12 protein-coding genes are annotated in these 20503 nt (G+C 69.2%); 7 read left to right on the forward strand and 5 right to left on the reverse strand.

Annotated elements, in window-relative coordinates; genetic code table 11:
- Positions 1–7: 7 nt before the first annotated feature.
- Positions 8–406, forward strand: coding sequence for a 2Fe-2S iron-sulfur cluster-binding protein (locus tag OEB96_RS19695; protein WP_266217848.1), 399 nt, complete (start codon positions 8–10; stop codon positions 404–406).
- A gap of 34 nt (positions 407–440) precedes the next feature.
- Positions 441–1607 (forward strand): sulfotransferase family protein, encoded by a 1167-nt coding sequence (locus tag OEB96_RS19700; protein WP_266217849.1) that lies wholly within the window; start codon positions 441–443, stop codon positions 1605–1607.
- 39 nt (positions 1608–1646) lie between these two features.
- Here the strand turns inward: OEB96_RS19700 and OEB96_RS19705 are convergent, their stop codons facing one another.
- Both OEB96_RS19705 and OEB96_RS19710 read right to left on the reverse strand, forming a co-directional pair.
- On the reverse strand, positions 1647–2213 hold the full coding sequence (locus tag OEB96_RS19705) for a hypothetical protein (protein WP_266217851.1): 567 nt from the start codon (positions 2211–2213) through the stop codon (positions 1647–1649).
- A 567-nt stretch (positions 2214–2780) separates the two neighbouring features.
- On the reverse strand, positions 2781–5060 hold the full coding sequence (locus OEB96_RS19710; protein WP_266218098.1) for a DNA methyltransferase: 2280 nt from the start codon (positions 5058–5060) through the stop codon (positions 2781–2783).
- 371 nt (positions 5061–5431) lie between these two features.
- Between OEB96_RS19710 and OEB96_RS19715 the strand changes: the two genes are divergently transcribed.
- Positions 5432–9133: an Eco57I restriction-modification methylase domain-containing protein gene (locus OEB96_RS19715; RefSeq protein ID WP_266217853.1), complete on the forward strand. Its 3702-nt coding sequence runs from the start codon at positions 5432–5434 to the stop codon at positions 9131–9133.
- A 492-nt stretch (positions 9134–9625) separates the two neighbouring features.
- On the opposite strand, the gene OEB96_RS19720 is transcribed toward OEB96_RS19715, so the two are convergent.
- On the reverse strand, positions 9626–10219 hold the full coding sequence (locus OEB96_RS19720) for an FHA domain-containing protein (protein WP_266217854.1): 594 nt from the start codon (positions 10217–10219) through the stop codon (positions 9626–9628).
- Between the two features lie 257 nt (positions 10220–10476).
- Between OEB96_RS19720 and OEB96_RS19725 the strand changes: the two genes are divergently transcribed.
- The 4 genes from OEB96_RS19725 to OEB96_RS19740 all read left to right on the forward strand — a co-directional run bounded on the left by OEB96_RS19725 (position 10477) and on the right by OEB96_RS19740 (position 15737).
- Positions 10477–10959 carry an acyl-CoA thioesterase gene (locus tag OEB96_RS19725; protein ID WP_266217856.1) on the forward strand — a complete coding sequence of 161 codons (483 nt, stop codon included), beginning with the start codon at positions 10477–10479 and terminating at the stop codon, positions 10957–10959.
- A gap of 90 nt (positions 10960–11049) precedes the next feature.
- Positions 11050–12429, forward strand: a complete 1380-nt coding sequence (locus OEB96_RS19730) for a TIGR00366 family protein (RefSeq protein WP_266217857.1) — start codon at positions 11050–11052, stop codon at positions 12427–12429.
- A 45-nt stretch (positions 12430–12474) separates the two neighbouring features.
- A complete protein-coding gene (locus OEB96_RS19735; protein ID WP_323137415.1) occupies positions 12475–14265 on the forward strand; it encodes a M28 family peptidase in 1791 nt (596 codons plus the stop codon).
- A gap of 179 nt (positions 14266–14444) precedes the next feature.
- Complete coding sequence (locus tag OEB96_RS19740) at positions 14445–15737, forward strand: hypothetical protein (RefSeq protein ID WP_266217858.1); 1293 nt, start codon at positions 14445–14447, stop codon at positions 15735–15737.
- Here OEB96_RS19740 and OEB96_RS19745 read toward each other — a convergent pair.
- Positions 15734–18319, reverse strand: coding sequence for a serine/threonine-protein kinase (locus OEB96_RS19745; protein ID WP_266217860.1), 2586 nt, complete (start codon positions 18317–18319; stop codon positions 15734–15736). The genes OEB96_RS19740 and OEB96_RS19745 overlap by 4 nt on opposite strands.
- A 145-nt stretch (positions 18320–18464) precedes the next feature.
- Complete coding sequence (locus OEB96_RS19750) at positions 18465–20153, reverse strand: hypothetical protein (RefSeq protein WP_266217862.1); 1689 nt, start codon at positions 20151–20153, stop codon at positions 18465–18467.
- Positions 20154–20503: the final 350 nt, after the last annotated feature.

Raw genomic sequence — 20503 nt, forward strand, 5'->3', positions numbered from 1 at the left:
CGGCCCAATGTCCGTACTCCCCGAGAGCCCAGCCATGGTCAAGATCACCTTCATCGATCCCGAGGGCACCACCACCGTGGTCGAGGCCAAGCCAGGCCAGACCCTGCTCGAGATTGCCGAGGACCACGGGGCCAAGCTCGGCTCGGCCTGCGGAGGGGTGTGCGCGTGCTCGTCGTGCCACTGCTACATCCGGCAGGGTCTGGACGACCTGCCCGAGATGGAGGACGACGAGGAGGATCGCCTCGACATGGGCTTCGACGTACGGCCCTATAGCCGGCTGGGATGTCAGGTGAAGGTGCCGGAGGACTGCGAGCCGCTGGTGGTGGAGATCTCGCAGGAGTCCATCGAGACCTGGTACAACGAGCATCCCGAGCACCGGCACGAGCAGCAGAAGAAGGGCGCATAGCAGGGCTGGCGGGTGCTTGCTACGGTGGGGACGCGTGTCCCGATCTCCCGCTCGCTCCCTCCTCCTCCGCGGTCTTCGCCAGCACCTCGAGGTACGCCGCCACGGTACCCCCGAGGAGCGCGAGCTGTCCTCCATGGGCCTGCGGTTGCTCCGTGATCTGGTCCTTCGGCTCTCGATCTCCGACGTGGGTCGTGCGCTCGACTACGCGATCGCACCATCGTTTCGCGCCGTCGAGGTCCGGGCTCCCGTGTTCGTGGTCGCTCCGCCCCGGAGCGGGACCACCTTGCTCTACTCGCTGCTCGCAGCCGATCCCCAGATGTTCGCGCCGCGGCTCTACGAGACGCTGCTGCCCTCGCTCGCGCTGCTGCGCACGGCCGAGGCCATCGGGGGCTTCGCCAAGCGCTACCGCGGTGGTCGCCTCGCCGAGGGCTTCTCGCGCTGGGAGGAGGGGCGATTCGCCGAGTCCGATCCGATCCATCGCGTGCGTCACCGCGAGCTCGAGGAGGACACGCTGCTGTTCGACCGCCACCTGATGTGTCCCTCGTCGCTGCGCTTCTTCCCTCGCGGCGAAGAGCTGGTCGAGCTCACGGCGCTCGACGATCAGCCACCCGCGGCCCGGGTCGCGGTGATGGAGGCCTACCACCGCGCCCTGCAGCGGCTGCTCCATCGCGCCCCGGGACGGACCTACCTCGCCAAGAACGTGCACTCGGCCGGCCGGATCGGCAGTCTGTGGGAGCGGTTCCCCGACGCTCGCTTCATCCACATCGTGCGCCAGCCCTACGAGGTGATTCCGTCGGCCGTGCGATTGTTCCGGGTGAGCAACTACCTGGGTCTTCCGCCCGGTCAGCGTCCCGAGATGCCGATCGAGCACCCGATGTGGCGGATGCATGCGGAGCTCGTGATCGAGACCTACCAGCGCTTGCTTCGCTGGGAGCGACGGATCCCATCGTCGCAGTGGATCACCCTGCGCTTTTCCGATCTGGTCGCCGATCCCATGGGGACCGTTGGGAGGGTCTACGAGCACTTGGGCATGCCTCGCTCGGCGGTGGCCGAGCAAGCGCAGCTCGCCCTGACCGAGCAGGCCGGTCGGCATCGCTCGTCCGACGGGTCTGCCGCGCGGCTGGAAGACCTTGGGCTGTCTCGCGATCAGGTCTTCGAGCGGTTGCGAGAGGTGTTCGAGGCCTACGAGCTCTCCCGGTGAGCTCGGCCCCTGGGCTCATCCCTGGGCCGATCCCTGGGCCTATCCCTGGGATGGGGGAGCCGCTGCGCGAGGCGGCGGTGGTCCGGGCTGCAGTCGCAGGCACCGGAGCTTGCAGCGCGCGCGGGCCGACTCGTCGGGGTTGCCGTTGCAGCGGTCCTGACAGTCGCACAGCCCGAAGTAGTACTTCTGTCGCGGCGACGCCTCGACCTTGGGCGGCAGGGCGGGGGGCGCCACGGCGGGCTTGGGTGTGGTGGCGGTGGTCTGTACGGTGGTGCCACCCGGGGTGACCTTGGTGGTCGTGGTCACGGTGGGCGCGGCCTCCTGTCCGGGCACCGTGCCGCCCACCGGCTTCTCCGTGGTCCATCGGATGATGTGATTCTCGTTGCGGCCCTGCACGGACTGGCGGCAGTTGAGGCGGCAGGTGGCGGTGTCGGTCTCGTCGAGGCCCTGGGCGTTGCAGCGATCCTGGCACGCGCGAATCTCCGCCTCGTTCTCGGCGGTCGGCGGCGGCGGGGTGTGATCGGGTACCGGCTCGCTGCCCCAGCCCGCGGTCGAAGTCAGTAGGGCCAGGGCGGCGCCCAGCAGCATCGCGGTGGCTCCGTGCATCGCGTGATCTCCTCGGCTCGAAAGTCTACCAGCCGGGGGCGCCACGACGCTCGGGCCGCGCGCCCAGGCGGGAGCGAATGAGCGCGGCTCTGTGGAGCAGCGCGGTATGACGCCGTTCTCGGCGGCCCTCTCGCGCGCCGCGCTCCGTGCACGGCGCGTGGAGGGATCTCCGTACTCATCCTCGAATCCATGCGCGCTGTGGCACACGGGGCCCATAAAATCGGACGTGGGCCTTGGCGGGTGCGCGTTCGTGGTGAACCATGGGGCTCTAGCCATGGCCATTCGATCGTCTGCACCGACCCTCCTGCTCTCCTTGCTCTTGTCCGGGTGGGGCTCCGCCGCCTGCATCATCACGGGCGGCTACGACGACGCGGGAACCTACGGGACCGGCGGCTGCGCGGTCGGTACCGAGGGCTGCAACTGCACCTCGGGCGGCAAGTGCAACGATCCGTTCGTCTGCAATACCAACCTCGACCTGTGCGTGGCCGACACGTGCCCCGTGGGCACGGAGACCTGTGCGTGCACCCCCGAGGGCTCGTGCGATCCGGGCCTCATCTGCGCGTCGGATCACTGCGTCGACGCGGGCTGCTCGCCGGGCACCGAGGCCTGCCAGTGCACCGAGGGCGGTGGCTGCGATCCTGGTCTCGCGTGCTTGTCGGGGTTGTGCGTGGAGCTGCCCCCGACCGCCGATCCGTCGAGCACTGGGGTGGCCGACTCGACCGGCTCGGTCGACTCGACCGGTACGGTCGACTCGACCGGTACGACCGGCGGCTCGGCTGGCTCGACCGACTCGGGCGGCTCCACCGACGCCGGAAGCTCCTCGGGGGGCAGTGGCACCGGTACCGGAAGCTCCGGCGGCACCACGTAGTCGGATGCTCGCACCGCCGTCGGCGCAGGCGGGCGAAGGGTGGTGAGCAGCTGCCCCTGCTCGACCACCAGCTCGTCGTTGGCCGTCAGCAAGAATCCAGCGGCCGCCAGACGCTCGAGCTTTGCCCGCGCAGACGCTCGTGCGGCCGCCACCGTGATCGTGGGTCTTGGGCAGCCGGCCTTGCGGCACACGATGATGCTGTCGATCAAGATCGGGACCTTGGCCCGCGACTTGGGCGCTGCGCTCGACATCTCGGCCTTGACGGGGTGGGCGTTGACCACCACGAACCCTGCGCCCAGGATGGCCCGTGCCAGCGCCGACCATCCCTCGGCGCGGGAATGGTGGTAGCTGAACACCAGCAGGCCATCGTCCGCGAGCACGCGGTGGCACTCGGTCAGCACCGCGGTGAGCTTGTGGGCGAAGCGGTCCGCGTCGCCGTCCTGGACCTCCCCTTCGGCGCGCGTCGTGGTGGGTGGGGTACCCGGTACGTGCCAGGCGCGAAAGAAGTCGGCCAGCTCGGAGTAGTGGACGTTGTCGAAGAACGGGGGATCGGTGACCACCAGATCCACGCTGCCGTCGGGCAGTCCCGTGTGGGCCGAGTCGCCCACCGACAGCGCGATCGACCGCGGCGGTAGCGGGTGGGCCCAGGGCACGAGGGTGCCGGTGAACGGTGGCGAGCAGACCGGGCGCTCGAACGAGCCTGGGAGCGCGACCTCGGTGGGGGCACGACGATGGGCGATCGCCCGCATCAGCCGGCGATGGAACAGGTTGGAGAACGAGCCCGAGCTCTTGGCGGTGCCCCATGGGTTGGCCTCGATCGGCGCTCGCTCGGGCCTGAGGATGTGGTGCGCGAACATGTGGCGCACCGCGCCCGTGCCCTCGCCCTTGTAGGAGGCAAACAGGTTGTTGAACTCGAGCGTCCCCGAGAACAGGGTGAACAGCGCGTTGCGGGTCGAGGGCTCGGGCAGGGCGAGGATGGCCTCGCGCAGCATCGACAGCGCCAGCAGCTGGCGGTCGTTGAAGAAGTCGGACCAGCGGCGAAATCCGTAGGCCAGGGCCTGGCGAGTGTTGTGCCCGTCGGCGAGCTCGAGGGTGGGCAGCCCGTGGCGGCGCGGGTCGAGCCGCTCGCCGCATCGCGCGTAGGCCAGCGCATCTCGTGGCGTCGGTGGAAGGTACTCCTTGCGGCCGTCGGCGGTGAGGACGAGCCTGGCGTAGTGGTGATAGTCGGGGCGCTTGCCGCCGATCGCGTCGGTGATCTTGAAGGTCGCGTCGCAGCGGCGGCAGGTGGCCATGCTGCGGCGGACGGGGCCCGCGGTGGCTTCGAAACGGTGACCACGGGAGCACGTCACGGTGGTCACTCCATGCCTGCCCTCGAACACGTCGCCGCAGTCGGGACACACGATCCGCACCTCGGGCCGCTGCTGCGGCTTGGCGTTGCTCGCGAACACGTAGGACGAGCGCAGCTCCACCCGGGCGCGACACCGCGGGCAGGCCGCGCACATGACCCAGAAGTGGTAGAGCACCTCCGCCGGTCGGCCCCGGCGATCGGTGGTGCGATACAGCTCGCGGATCTGCGCGCCCACCGTGCGATCGAGGTGGGCAAAGGCGGTCGTGATCGCCTCCGCATCGAGGGGGCCGAGCGCCGTCCTTGCCGCGTCGACCGCCACCGGGTTGATGTCGCGGCCGTAGGCACGAAAGCCGAGCTTGTGGGCCTCCCCGATGGTGGTGCCCGAGCCCATGAAGGGGTCGAGCACCGCCCGATCGTCGAACGAGGCCCGGCGATAGAAGGCAGCCCCCAAGTCCTCGTCGGCGTCGAGGGCCGCGCCCAGCAACAGGCTTCGGAACACGCTGCCCAGGCGCTTGGCCCACCACTTGTGGAGATAGTAGACGGGGCGGTGCACCTCCTTGCGCCAGCTCTCGCGCTCGGCGATCGCGGAGACGAACTCGAAGGGGAACGCGTCGGACTCGATGAGGCGCATCGCCACGGCCGCGAGGCGATCGTATCACCGGGGCTCGGGACGTGCTCGAGGGCGGAAGGACGATCACTTCGCGATCGACAGGACCAGGGCCACGACCGGTGAGCGCTCGAGATGCCGGGGGCGCAGGCGTCCTCCGCCGAAGCCTTGGCACGCCTGGATGAGGTCCAAGCCCGGTGATATGAGGCCCTCGAGCGAGCCGGACGATGCGCAAGTCCAACCTCCAGCAAGCCGAAGCTGCTCATCGACCGCTTCTCGGCACCGCATGTCTCCGATGGCTCTGGAGCGAGGAATTCGATGGCTTCAAGGGCTCCGACGCGGCGGTCGCCCTGCATGAACGGCTCAGATGCTGGGCCAACAGGGCCTTGCAAGAGGTGACCGTCACGCACAGGGCCTTCGTCGACGACTTCCTCCAGGCCACATGGGGATACCGGCTCGGTGGTCGGGGTGATGCCGGGCGCGGCTACACGCTCCAGCAACCGTACGGGGTGGAGAACGACGGCCACGATGGGGTGATCGGCGAGGCCGCCTTTGCGCTCGGCCACTTCGGGCGAGGTGAGCGCGGAGGCATCCCCCAGGTCGTCGGCAAGGTCGAGGCCGATCGCTCTGGACTCGACCTCGGGCACGGCGGCCGCCATCGGCGCTCACTCGTCGACCGGTGCTTCGATACGCTGAGAGAGGCTCGCGCAGGACCGTCGTCGCGGGTCCTCCCGACATGGGCCTTCGTGTCGGACATGAACGAGTTTCGCCTGTACGTCTACGGAAACCGGAGCCAGTACCAGCGGTTCGTCATCACGCCCCCCGTGGGGGATCCCGCCGTCGCCCTGATCGACGACTCCGACGAGGCGGCGTTCCAGCGCTTCGTGTTCGCGCGCATCTTCCACGCCGACGTTCTGCTGGCCGAGTGCGGCAAGTCGCCGCTCGAGAAGCTCCTCCGCGAGCAGGTCACCCACGAGCGTCGCCTCGAGGCCGAGTTCTACCGGGAGTACCATGCCTATCGGGAGCACTTGTTCGCAGCGCTGCGCGAGGCCAACCCGAGCTTCGAGCGGCAAGGGCGTCTGCGTCGGCTCGTCGGCCTCACCCAGCGCCTGCTCGATCGCTTCATCTTCGTGCTCTACTGCGAGGACATGGGGCAACAGCTCCACTTCCCGCCGAACGTCCTGCGTGATCGATTGATCGAGGTCTCGGATGGCCAGACCTACGACGAGACGGGTACGCAGGCATGGGATCGGGTTCGGGCGCTCTTTGCCGCCATGCGTGAGGGCGGTCCGTTCGGCGACGACCACATCCGCGAATTCAACGGTGGCCTGTTTGCCGTCGAGCCCGAGCTCGATGACCTGCGGGTGCCCAATTTCGTGCTCTGCGCTCGAGGCCAGGGCGGCGCCGAGCCTCGCTGGGTCGGAGCTCCCAAGACGCTCTTGTTCTTCTCGACCAAGTACGACTTTGGCACCACGGGCGGAAGCTCGGGCAGGACGCTCACCCTCGCGGCGATGGGGCGGATCTTCGAACAGAGCATCACCGATCTCGAGGTGATGGAGGCGCATGCGGCCGGTCGCGAGTCGATGTCCGAGATCACCAGGCGAAAGCGGGATGGCGTCTACTACACCCCGGAGTGGGTGACCAAGTACATCGTCGAGCAGACCATCGGGACGCGCCTCGCCGAGATTCGCAACGAGCTGGGCTTCGATCGCATTGGTGTGGTCACCCGCGCCCAGATTGCCGCGAATCGACAGGATGGCCGGAAGGCGGCGGTCGTCGAGGACTACGAGCGGGCCCTGCATGCGTACGGGCGGCGGCTCGACGCGCTCGAGGTCGTCGATCCCGCGTGTGGCTCGGGCGCATTCCTCATTGCGGCGTTCCAGTGCCTGTACGAGCAACGCCGGTGGGTCGCGGCCGAGCTCGAGCGGGTGACGGGCGTGCTCGGTCGGTTCGATGCCCATGAGGCCATGCGCGCCGTGCTCTCGAACAATCTCTACGGTGTCGACATCAATGCCGAGTCCATCGAGATCACGCGGCTGGTGTTGTGGTTGCACACCGCTGGGCCGGATCGACCGCTGACGGCCCTCGACGAGAACATCCGGTGTGGCAACGCCCTGGTCGGCACCGACTTCTGCGAGCAGCTCGGCCGGGATCCGGCCAGCATGCCGGCGGACGCGATGGATCGCCTCAGTCCCTTCGACTGGGAGGCGGCGTTCCCGGGGGTGTTCGCGCGAGAGAACCCCGGATTCGACTGCGTCATCGGCAATCCCCCCTACGTCAAGCTGCAGAATTTCCGCAGGGTCCTCGATGTTCAGGCCGAGTATCTGCTGAGGGCGAAGAAGGCCGATGGCCGGCCGCGCTACGAGAGCACCCAGACGGGGAACTTCGATCTCTACCTGCCGTTCATCGAGCGGGGGGTCGAGCTGCTGAATGCGACCGGCAAGCTCGGCTACATCGCACCCAGCGCCTGGCTGGTCAACGAGCATGGCGAGGGCCTGCGCCGCTTCGTGAAGCGTACGAAGGCGCTGGATCGGTGGCTCGACTTCAAGAGCCATCAAGTCTTCGACGAGGCCGTCACGTACACCGCGGTCCAGCTCTTTCGCGGCTCCGAGGTGCAATCGCTGCGCTGCGCCTTCGCGCCGGCAGGCCCCGAGGGGTTGGCCGCGGTGGACTGGGGGGCTCCGGCGGCGTTCGTCGACTACTCGGCGCTCGACGACGGTGCGGCGTGGGAGCTGATGCCGCAGATCGAGGCTCGTCTCTGGCACCGGCTGCGGGTGGAGCATCCGATCCTGGCGGAGTCTTGCCGCCGGATCGCGGTTGGTGTCCAGACGAGCGCCGACCACATCTATCACCTCGTCAAGCGCGGCCCCGGGCGCTACCTCAGCCGGGCGGCGGGTCGCGACGATCGCGTCGAGGTGCAGATCGAAGACGAGATCATGCGCCCGTTGATCTCCGGCGCCGAGGCCAATCGCTATCAGCGACCTCGGACGGACACCTACATTCTGTTCCCCTATCGAGTCGACGCCGAGGAGCGGGCCTCGCTCGTGCCTGCGGAGACGATGGCGCGGTCGTTCCCTCTGGCGTGGGCCCATCTGAAGAGCCACGAGGCGACGCTTCGTGCCCGCGAGCGCGGGAAGATGGACGTCGACGACGCATGGTGGGGATACAACTACCCCAAGAACCTGAACAAGCAGCACCTCGTCAAGCTGATGGTGCCGCGTCTGGTCCTCCGTCTATTCGCCGCGCTCGATGCCGAGGGGGGGTGCTGTCTCGACAACGTCGATGTCAATGGGATCCTGACCGACGGCATCGAGGATGCGCTCTTCCTGCTCGGGATCCTCAATGCTCCCGTGGCCAATTGGGTTTGGCGCCGGATCTCCAAGCCGTTCCAGAACGACTATCGAGCGGCCAACAAGCAGTTCATCGCGCCCCTACCGATACCGCGCGCGACCGGTGAGGAGCGTGACGACGTGGCACGGCGGGCTCGGGCTCTCGAGGACCTGCACACCAAGCGACTGGATCTGGTGGCCAGGGTGGAGGCCTGTCTCGCAAGCGATCGGTGCGAGGACGACGAGCGCGACGAGTCGTGGATCTGGGCCGATGTGAAGACCGCGAAGCAGCTGATGAAGGAGGCGCCGTCGAGCCTCACGGGGCGAGAGCGAACGCGCTGGGCGAAGCTCGAGCGTGCGCAGCGGCTCGCGACTCACCTCGACGGGCTGGATGTGATGCTCCAGCCCGGGGCGACGCTCGCCGTGGAGCACGGGGATGGTGAGCTTCGCGTGCTCGTCAACGGGGTTGCTGCGATCGAGGGGGTGTTCCTCGCCGACGACGAGGCCGGCTTCGTCGGTGCCCAGTGGCGACACGCCATGCGAAGCATCCATGTCACCGAGAAGTTCGACGGGAAGAAGCTCTTGCGCACGTTGCTCCTGCTTCGGAGCACCTCGAACCCAGCCATCGCCACGAAGGTCGTTGGCCTCGATCGGGAGATCCAGGCGCTCGACGTGGAGATCGAGGCGGCAGAGCAGGACATGAACGCGCTCGTGTACTCGCTCTACGGTCTCTCCACGGAGGAAATTCGGCTCGTGGCGCTCGGGTGAGGTCGGGGGCGGAGAGCCTTGGGCCCTGGTGCATGCCCTTGAGCTCGGCCACCACCGGCCATCGTTGCGTCGAAGACGGCTCGGACGTCGTGCACGAGGGCTTGGTGCGCTCAGACGGCACCGTTCGCGGTAAGTGAAGGCCTTCTTCGAGATCGATCGACCCCGCAGGCGGTGGCCAAGGAGCGGTCGGAGTGCTCGCTCGACCCGCAGGCGGTGGCCAAGGAGCGGTCGGAGTGCTCGCTCGACCCCGCAGGCGGTGGCCAAGGAGCGGTCGGAGTGCTCGCTCGACCCCGCAGGCGGTGACCAAGGAGCGGTCGGAGTGCTCGCTCGACCCCGCAGGCGGAGGCCAAGGAGCGGTCGGGGCGCTCGCTCGACCCCGCAGGCGGAGGCCAAGGAGCGGTCGGGGCGCTCGCTCGACCCCGCAGGCGGTGCCAAGGAGCGGTCGGCGGCGAGCATACACTCGCCCGCACGAGCTCCGTCTCACCGTCCCCGCTACGCCGCCGCCAGCTCGATCGGCCAGGTCAGGTCGTCCTCCGACGCCTCGACCATCACCGGGGCCGCCGGCATGCCGAGCTGGTAGAGCCGCTCCCCCACCGCGACCACGCTGCCCGCGGGCAGCAGCTCCCCGGGTCGAACCACCGTCCACGTGCCGTTGGACGAGTCGAGGTCCTGCAAGAACACGCCCTCCGGTCGTCGCAGCACTCGCAGGTGCAGCCGGGACAGCTGGCCGTCGCGTCCGAGCACCACGTCCCCCGACGTGCGCCCGATCGACAACGACGGTCCGTGCAGGCCGAACGAGAGCATCACCGCGCCCGCTTCGTCGAGCAGGTGCAGCCGCGGCGCATCGACGGGCGAAGCCCCGGCCTGGAAGCGAAGCCACTGGCTGCCTGCTGCGATGAGGTCGCCATCGCACAGCTCGATGGCATCGATGACCCGCAGGGTCACCACCGGGCTCCCGGGTGCAATCTCGACCCGCACGAACCCGGGCTCGGCCGCGGTCACGGTGACCGACCCCGACAGCACGGCCGACCCCCCGTCCTCGAGGGCCACCTGCTCGTCGACCCCTATCCCGTATGGCGTGGTCATCGCTCGCACTCTCACGTTCATGGTGCCACTGCACGCACCTCGATGGATCGATCACTTCGATGGTTTCTCCGCATTGGAACGCCGTTGATCGTTGCGCGAGACGGCACGGCCATGCGTGCTCGACGTGGACTTGGGGCCGACCGACCTCGATCGTCGGGGGCACCCGGAGTGACTGTCGGCCATGGCCCCCAAGTCGGGTTCGAAGCGTCTGCGCACCCTGCGGCGCGGCGGCGGGTCGTCACCTATGCTCCTTCGCGGTGCCCGAGCCATCCATCTGTGCCGGTGTCTTCCGCTACCCCGTCGACGTGACCTGGGGCGACTGTGATCCCGCCGGCATCGTGTACTTCCCTCGCTTCTTCGAGAAGTTCCACGAGGCCATGGAGCGCTGGTTCGGTGATGCGCTCGGCCAGCCCTACGACGCGCTGATCATGGAGCGCAAGCTCGGCCTGCCGTCGGTGCACACCGAGGCCGACTTCCAGGCGCCGTGCCGCTTCGGTGAGCGCTTGGTGGTCGAGCTGCGAGTCGCTCGTCTGGGGCGCACGTCGATCGATCTCAATTACCGCGTGTTCGTGGGATGCGACGCGGAGGCGGAGTCGATCCGCCTGCGCGGCCGGACCGTGTGCGCGTTGATGGATCTCGACCGCCAAAGCCCCACCTACGCGCGAGCACTCCCCTGGCCCGACGATCTGCGCGCTCGCATCGAGGCGTTCGGGGTGAGCTCCGAGCCGACGCCTTCCTGAGCGGCTGGCCGGGAAGCGCGGCCACGATGGCCCGCCGGACATGGATCACCGGGATGGCCGGGATCACGCGGGCGCGATAGCCTGGCCGCGATGCTGGCCAGGCTCGGGATCTCGGTGCGCAGCGGCTTCGGTCGCGTGGTGCCCGATCCCTTCGCCATCGCGGTGCTGTTGACGGCCGCGGTGATGCTCACCGCCCTCGCCGGCGGACGCGCTCCGCTCGATCTGTTGCGCGACTGGGGCCGCGGGTCGGGGCTGTGGAAGCTCCTGACGTTCACCATGCAGATGTGCGCGATGCTGGTGCTGGGCACGGCGCTGGCGGCAGCGCCCGCCATCCGGGCCGGCCTCTCGGGCCTGGCGCGTCGGGTCTCGTCGCCGCGGGCGTTGGTGGCCCTGGTCGCGCTGGTCTCGATCGTCCTGTCGCTGCTCAACTGGAGCCTGTGTCTGGTGGGCGGCGCCCTGCTCGCCCGCGAGGCCGGCCGCGAGGCAGCTCGCCGGGGCACCTCGGTCCACTACCCATTGCTGTGCGCGGCGGGCTACGCCGGCATGATGACCTGGCACGGAGGATTCTCGGGCAGCGCCCCGCTCAAGGCCACGACCGCGGCGGGCATGACGGAGGTGCTCGGGCCCGACCTGGCCGCTCGTGCGGGGGTCATCCCGCTGACCGAATCGGTGCTGGGCTCGCTGAACATGGTGGTGACCGGCGGGCTGCTCGTGCTCGGACCGCTGTTGTTCTACTGGCTCACCCCGCGCGCCGGAGACGATCCCGACGCCGTGGCCTGCGATCGCAGCTCCCGAGTCTCCGCGCCAGCGGAGGTCCGCGAGCCGCCCTCCGCCTCCGCGCCGCGCACGTGGGTCGAGCGCATCGAGCAGAGCTCGGCGATCGTATGGCTGCTCGCCTTGCCCATGGCCGCGGCCCTGGGGCTCACCCTCGCCGAGCACGGCGTGTCGCGCCTGGACTTCGACACCGTCAACCTGGCGCTCTGGTGCGGGGCGCTGGTGCTCCATGGGCGCCCCGCTCGGTTCCTGGCCGCCTGCGAGGACGGCGTGCGCGGCTGCACCGGCATCATCCTGCAATTTCCCCTCTACGCCGGGATCATGGGGGTGATGGCGGGCGCGGGGCTGTCGGCCGCGCTGTCGCGCTCGCTCTCGGCGGTGGGCGGGGGGGCATTCGCCGTGATGGCGTTCCTCTCGGCCGGTCTGCTCAATCTCTTGATCCCCTCGGGCGGCGGTCAGTGGGCCGTGCAGGGGCCGATCCTGGTCGAGGGGGCCCTGAGCCTCGGCTTGCCCGTCTCCGACGTGATGATGGCCATGGCCTACGGCGACCAGTGGACCAACATGCTGCAACCGTTCTGGGCGCTGCCGCTGCTCGCCATCACGGGCGTGAGAGCCCGCGACATCATCGGCTACACGGCGATCTGGATGCTGGCGGGAGGCCTGTGGATCACGGGCTGCCTGGTGTGGATGGTGTGAGCCGCCCCGGGTGACGACGCTCGTCGCCGCGGGTAGGCTCCCCCCATGCGCTCGTCCTCTGCCCTCGCCCTGCTGCTGCTGGCCCTCGGCTGCCAGCCCAAGGCCGAAACGGTCACGCCCGAGCCCGCGCCGGTCGTCGCGCCCGCGCCCATGCCACCGGCGCCCGCACCGGTCGTGCTCGATGCCGACGCCCAGCGCGTGCGCGCCCACGTGGAGTTCCTGGCCGACGATGCCCAGCTCGGGCGGCCGCCGGGCACCGACGCCGATCGGCGGGTGCAGGACTACGTGGAGGCGCAGATGAAGCTCGCGGGCCTTCGGCCCGCGTTCGGCGACGGCTATCGACAGCCCTTCGACGTTACCGACGGCGTGCGCCCCACCGGCGAGCCCGGCCTGAAGATCGGCCGCAACGCGGTTCCCCATGGCCTGGTGCCGTTCACCGGGTCGACCGCCGCGCCCGTGACCGCACCGCTGGTGTTCATGGGTCACGGCATCGCGCCCGAGGGCAAGGGCAGCGGCGACTACGAGGGGCGCGAGGATGTGGTTCGCGGCAAGATCGTCGTGGTCATCGGCGGCGGCCCGTCCGACGATCCCCACCTCACCCCGGCCGTCACGCGGCCGCAGAGCAAGCTCATCGCCGCGCGCGACCACGGTGCCGTCGGCTTCATCCTGTGGGAGCCCCTGCAAGAGGTCCCGTATCCCAATCACGGTGAGGCCAACGACCTGGGCATGCCCGCGGCGTGGGTGGGCAAGGCGGGCAGCGACGCGCTCGCCAAGGCGCTGGGGGGCATGCCCGGTGGCACGAGGCCACCCAAGGTCGGCCGCGTGGGCAAGGGCAAGGCCTCGCTGCACACGCCGATCGAGCCCATCGTGCTCACCACTGCCAACGTGTCCGGAGTGCTGCCGGGACCCGAGGGGAGCCCGGTGCTGGTGGTGGGGGCCCACATGGATCACCTGGGCAACGGCACCTCGTCCTCGCTCGCACCCGGCGTACGGGCCGTGCACAACGGTGCCGACGACAACGCCTCGGGGGTGGGGGTGATCCTCGAGATGGCCCGCGTGCTGGGAGCCCTGCCCGTCGGCGAGCGGCCCTACACCATGCACTTCGTCGCGTTCGGGGCCGAGGAGATGGGCCTTCTGGGCTCCAAGCACTACGTCGAGCACCTCGATCCCGCCCTACGCCAACGCGCGGTCGCGATGCTCAACTTCGACATGGTGGGGCGACTCGGCGGCGAGCAGGGTCTGGTGGTCGCCGGGGTGGGAACCTCGTCGGTGTGGCCCGACCTGCTCGAGAAGTCGCGGGGCACCCAGGAGCTCCGCGCCTCCGACGACGGCTACGGGGCGTCGGATCAGACCAGCTTCTACGAGGCCGGCTTGCCGGTGCTGCACTTCTTCACCGGCACGCACTCCGACTACCACAAGCCCACCGACGACGTGGACAAGATCAACTTCGCGGGCGCGGCCACGGTGGCCGGGATCGCACTGCGGGTGATCCATGCCCTCAGCACCGGGGGGATCCGCCCCGACTACATCAAGGTCGCTCGCAAGGCCGGGAGCCGCGGCGGCTTTCGGGTCTCGCTGGGCACCATCCCCGACTACGGCGCCAAGGTCGACGGTGTACGGCTCACCGGCGTGCGAGAGGGAGGCGCGGCCGCCAAGGCTGGCCTCCAAAAGGGCGATGTGATCCAGAAGATCGGCGACCGCGAGATCCACAACCTCGACGACTACATGGCCACGTTTGCGGTGCTCGAGCCGGGCAAGGCGGTCGACGTGGTGGTGCTGCGCGACGGCGCCGCGGTCACGGTATCGCTGGTACCAGACGCTCCGCAGCGGCGCTAGCGAGCATCCACGGCCGGCGCAGGCGCATGAGGCCAATTTCTGCGGGATCGGCTGACGTGTGGCCACGGAGCGGCTGTGCGCCCCCTTGAAGCCCGTGGTCCTCGTCGTAGGCCGTGGGTGAGCGAATGTCTACGGCGAGACAAGTCTGCCTCATCTCCCTGGGCGTCCTCCTTCCCTGGATGGTCACGACCTCGGTGATCTCGGTGGCCGGCGATGGCGGTGCCGTGTGCGACGATCCCTCCGACCCCATGGACGTGCTCTCGTGCTGGAGCGGTCCGTCGGGCGGCGTTCCTCCGATCTTCCCGAGTCTCCAAGATCTCGAGTGCGAGCTCGACTCCACGATCACGGACTTCGTCACGTGCGTGAGGGCGGCCATGCCTCCCGCCGCATCCGGGCTCTATACGCCTCCCAGCTTCGCCGACGCCCAGGACTTCGCCTTCGTGGTGGAGCAGATGATGACCGACATGGACGATGGGGTCTTCGACTGCGATGCCAGCGTGCCCCCCAGTCTCGACGAGCACTACCGCGTGGTACGGTTCGAATCGAACGATCGGGAGTTCTGCGTGCTCTACGAGTTTCGGGATGCCGATGTCGACGGCTACGCGGATCTCGGCTGGGGCACGTTCCTGTACGCGCCCGACGCCCACAACGAGCTGTGCATCCAGGCTCCGCACCCTCACGCGGATCTCTACACCGCGTGGCAGGCCGCCGAGACGTTCGAACAGACCCACGCACGCTCGGCCTTGATCGCGGGTGCTCATCGGGAGGCCAACACGGTGTCGAGCCCCTGCCAGGGGTACCTGACGGACGCCGATGGCGATCCCTATTACGAGGCCGACGTCGCCCACAACATCGATCCCTTCTACGTCGCGAGCAAGACCATCGCGGCCTACCATGGCGCGCAGGAGGCGGGGGGAGTGGTCGATTTCTCCGGGGCCGCTCCCGGATTCCACGTCCTCCAATTCCACTCCATGGGGCTGGCGAACTGCGGAAGCGTGCACGTGCTCGTCAGCAACGGCGATCGCAGCGAGCTCGCGCTCGGCGACGGGGCGTTGCAGCTCGTCGATGCGCTGCATGCCCACAACCCTCAATGGGGCATCGCACACCCGGGCGATGGAATGCCGGATTGCGGCCAGGTCGGCAGCACGAACACGCTCGCGCGCTACTTCAACGGAGTTACCGACGAGGGCTCCAACGAGATCTCCAACCCGGTCTGCGGCTACGAGGGCGTGGCCCCCGACCTCGACCCCTACCTCCATCCCAACGTCTCGGCCCGGCTGATCCACATCGAGCAGAAGAAGTGCATCCAGGGCACGTCCTGCCAGCGCAGCGGTCCCGATGCCATCCGCAGCGCCGAGGCGTGGGCGGCCGCGATCTCCGAGACCTTCGACGTGCCCACCTGCACCGACGGGTCGACCAATGGCGACGAAGACGGGGTCGACTGCGGCGGAGCTTGTCCGGTGAGCTGCTAGTCTCTCGCGATGGCCGCACGCGCCCGCTCGAGCAGGCGCGTGGCCTCGGCGAGCTCGTCGGTGGCGGCTCCACGATCGGCCAGGAGCGCACGTGCTCGCTCGAGATCCGCCTCCGCATGCACGGCGTCGCCATGGGCGAGCCGGGCCGCGCCGAGGGCGAGCAACGCATCGGCCACGGCCGGATGATTGGGCCCAAAACCCCGCTCGTAGAGCCCCAAGGCTCGAATCAGCAAGGGCTCGGCCTCGGCGTGGAGCCCTCGATCGGACAGCGCCTCTCCGAGGCCGAGGAGCGAGTCGCCCACGTCGGGATGCTCGGGACCCAGCATTCGCTCGCGAATGCGGATCGCGCGACGATGCGAAGCTTCGGCCGCCGTGGGATCGCCGGTCTTTCGGAGCACTCGGCCGAGGTTGTCGAGCGACTGCGCCGTGGGAATGTGGTCCGGTCCCAGCGCGGCGTCGTAGATCGAGATCGCACGCTCCAAGGCCTGGCGTGCATCCGCGAGCTCGCCCTGGCGGCGCAGGATCAGCGAGACATTGTTGAGCGAGCCCGCCACCTCGGGGTGGTGAGGGCCGAACACCTGCTCACGTAGCTCGAGCGCCGCTCGGTAGCGCTGCAATGCCTGGTCGTACTCGCCGCGGCGCAGGTGTACGCTACCCAGCGCGTTCAGCGAGCTGGCCAGGTCGGGATGATCGGGAGGCAGCAGGGTCGAGCGCAGCGCGAACGAGCGCTCATGGTGGAGCCTGGACGTCTCGGTGTCCCCGAGCGCGACGGCCAGCACCCCCAACCGGTGCCGAGCGTCGGCCTCGGGCAGCCGGTCCTTGCCCACGCGTAGCCCCATGGCCAGCGCGTGCTCGCCCCAGCGGGTGCCTTCCTCGTGGCGGGCCAGCTCGTAGCCCACCAGCGACGTGAGCGATGCGGCGGCCTGGGCCGCGACTTCGTCGTGGCGCACCTGCAACGCCGAGAAGTACGCGTGTGTGAACGCCTCGGCGGCGGCCTCGGGCTCACTGGTCTCGGCGAGCACCTCGCCCACCAGTGCGTGTGCTTCGGCCAGCATGGGGGCATAGCCGAGAGCCTGGGCCTCGTCGAGCACCGTGGTCGCCAGCGCCCTGGCGGACTCGTAGCGGCCGGACACGAGCTGCGCCCGAGCGCGTCCAATCGAGCCGCGCAATCGCGAGACCTCGGATGCGACCGCGGGATCGTCGGGTGGAGCGAGCCCGCTGCGCAGCGCGACCACGTCGGCGCATGGCTCGAGCGAGGGCAGCTCGGCCACCGCACCCACCGCTCGCTCCACCACCTCGGCATCGGCCCGCTCGAGCACCTCCACCAGGTCGCGCATGCGGTGGAGTCGGTCGTCCAAGCACGCGTTGCGTAGGTCGAGCATGGCCTCGCTCTGCTCACCCCGAATCCGCGTGGCCTCGCAGCTCTCGGTTCGCATCGTCACCCAGTCGGCGGCGTAGCGCCGCAGGCGTGCCGCCACGCGCTCCGCCGTGTCCTCGGCCAGCGGCGACCCCGTCGCTCGCAGGGCCGCATCCACCCTTGCCGCGCGCTCCTCGTCCCATGTGCCCCCAAGGTGCTGCTCCACGTTGCGGCAGGGCACCGCGGCCGGTTCCGGGGTGGGGCGCAGGAGCCACAGCCCTCCACCGGCCACGAGCACGCCGGCACCCACGAGCGCCGTGAGTCGATGTCGCCGGGGGTCGTGCTGCAGCGCGCGCAGCAGCTCGTCCATGTCGCGGTAGCGATCGCTCGGGGAACGGGACAGACCCCGCAGCACTACCTTGCGCAGCCACTGCGGCACCGCGCGTCCCGGAGGAGGATCGACCACCAGCCCCCGCGTGATCGCCATCCCGAGCATGGCCAGCGTCTCGCCGGCGAACGGACGCACGCCGTAGAGCGCCTCGTGGAGCGCCACGCAGTAGGAGAACTGATCGCTGCGGGTATCGACCAGCTGCCCCAGGTGTTGCTCGGGCGCCATGTAGGCCGGCGTCCCCAGCACGGCGCCCGTGCGCGTGAGCTGCGTGGCCACCCGTAGCTCCTGCGACGACGAGCGCAGCGGGATCGCCAGCTCTCCGCTGGCGTCGTCGCCCACACGCGCGAGTCCGAAGTCCATCACGCGGACACGGCCGTCGTCTCCGATCATCACGTTCTCGGGCTTGAAGTCGCGGTGGATCAGACCCTTGGTGTGGGCCGCCGCCAGGCCTCGACCCGCGGCCATGAACACCTCGAGCACCTGCGGCCAGGAGCGAGGCTGATCGAGCCAGGCGGTGAGGGTCCCCCCCTGCACGTACTCCATGGCAAGGAACATCCGACCCTGCGCCGTGCCCACGTCGTGGACCGCGACCACGTTGGGGTGGCTCAGCTGCGCCAGCGCCTGCGCCTCCCTCATCAGGCGCTGGGCTCGGCGGCTACCTTCCTCGAACGCACCGTGCGCGTGCAGCAGCTTGAGCGCCACCTTGCGATCGAGACGAGGGTCGTAGGCCGCGTAGACCATGCCCATCGCGCCCGCACCGAGGCGCTCGAGCACGACGTAGTGGCCGAGCACGTCACCACGCTCGAACGTGGCGACCGGGATCGGGATCGACACGTCCGCATCGTCGAGCGTCTCGATGCTCGACTCGCTGCCACCTCGAGGGCTCGTCCGGCGGCCGTCCACTGCTGCGGATGCTACCGCCGGTCGGCACCGTGCGGCGCCGGGATGCGTTCCCCGACCCGCGGGCGGCCGGCGCTCGTCAGTGCACGGCCGCCAGCGGGCGTCCCCCGAGGGTGTACGCGCCACGACGGGCCCGAGCCGCGCGGTCGATCTGGCGCAGGGCCGCAGGGCCGAGCGTGGCCGATGGCAATCCTCCTGCTTCCGTCGCAATGGTGGGGTCGAACGCGAGCGGGGCCAACGCGCAGGCATCCGGGCACTCCGCCAACAGCTCCAGCATCACCTGGTGTCGGAACGGCAGGAACACGTCCTGAAGCGCGGGCGAGATCGCAAAGCAAGTTCCACCTCCTGGGCCGCAGCTCTCGGTGAAGAACTCCTCGACGTGCACGAAGCCCAGGCCGCCCGAGAACGGGGCGATCACCCCGTGTCCCAGGTCGGCGCCCACCTGCTGCTGGTGGCAGCCGATGCACGAGCCCGCGAACGCCGCCCGGGCAGCGACCTCGTCGATGGTGAGGTCGCTGCCGAGCGCGGCGAGCTCGGCCTGGATTGCGTCGCGGAATCCCTGGCTGCCCAGCGCGATCTGGAAGTCGTAGAGGTTGTCGAATTCGTCCAGGCTCTCCCCGGCCAGGCACGCTTCGGGCACGTCGAGCGCCATCAGGTTGACGTCATCGACCAGGAGCCCGTCCAGCGCATCGATGAAGGCCTGTCGGCACATGGGACCGTTGGGATGAGCGAAGCCGTCGTCGAGCAGGGGGCCGAACAGGTTGGAGGCCACCGGGACGCGCTGCACGCTCAAGCGACCGCCTGGGCCCTCGACGAGCTTGAACTCCTTGAGGTCCCACGGGAACTGATCGAAGTTGTTGGTACGCACCTGTCCCGTCCCGAACGTCATGTGCTGCGCTCGCATGAACGGGGGGAAGCCGGCCGCGCTCAGCTCCGGCCAGCTGGCCAGGAACGCCTTGCGCAGCCGGGTCGTACGCTCCTCGATGTCGGTGATGGCGCTCTGCTGCTCCCAGAACTCCGCCAGCGGGCGGCAAGCCGCCACACCGCAGGCGGGATCGGGATTGGGGATCTGCGCTTCGAAGATGATGAACATCCGATCTTGCGCGTTGCTCGAGAAGATCATGCGCTGCTCGCCGCAGTGCGAGCCGTCGGCTGGCGCCAGGTCGATGCGGTTGACCAACGCGATGAGCTGCCACTGGTCGAGGTTGCCGATCTGCCCGCCTTCGGCGCGGGGGCACTGGACCGGATACCCGTTGAGCGACGGGACCCCATCGGTCAGCTCGTCGTCGCAGTGCTCCATGTTGGCCAGGTGCGCCGTCCCACTGTCGTTGGCCGTGTCGATGAGCAAGTCGTGCGTCGACGAGGGCTCCGACTTCATGCCGCTGTTGATCGCGAGGCGATGGAACACGTTCCGCAGCGAGAACGTGGCGAGCACCGCTTCGTTGGTCTCGATGAGCGAGCGTCGGGGGTCGAGTAGCTCGAGCGGCACGCAGGCGTCGGGTGGCAGCTCCACCTCGATCCCTCCCCCGGAGCCCGATCCGCCCCCCGTGGTGGTCCCCGGTCCTCCCCCCACGTCGAAGAACGGTTCCTCGATGAAGGCGATCCCACCGTCGGAGACCTCCGAGCCGAACCCGGTGGTGGAGGTGGTGCTCAGCCCGCCTCGAAATCCGGCGTCCTCCTCGGGGGCAGAGCATGCGAACAAGAACGCGAAGAACGCGCAAAGACGGCGAGGCGCACGAGTGCGCCGAAGCAAGGGGGCAGGCTTCATGGTGGGTCTCGGGAGTGTGCTCTGGGGGTGGAAACGCCAGGACTACGCGAAATCGCGCATCCAGGGCACGCGATGAAGCGGCCCAGAGGTGGGGGCGGTCACGAGAATATGTGCAGCCTTAATACTAACAAACCGCAATGAGGAGGCACCTACTTTTTCATGGTCCAAACGCATCGTTGCCTTCAGTCGAAGCGGCGATGAGCCCACCCGCGAGCGGGGCCGAGGTTGCCTGTGGATGGATCGAGGGTGAAGGAGCCCGCGGGAGGCTCGGACGAGCGAGGCGCACTTGAGAGTGCTCGAGCCGTCGGGCGACCGCGCGCGAGTGGTGGCCGCCTCGAGCCGAGCGCGAC

Origin of the sequence: Paraliomyxa miuraensis (assembly GCF_026337845.1) — a bacterium.
Lineage (GTDB): Bacteria > Myxococcota_A > Polyangia > Nannocystales > Nannocystaceae > Paraliomyxa > Paraliomyxa miuraensis.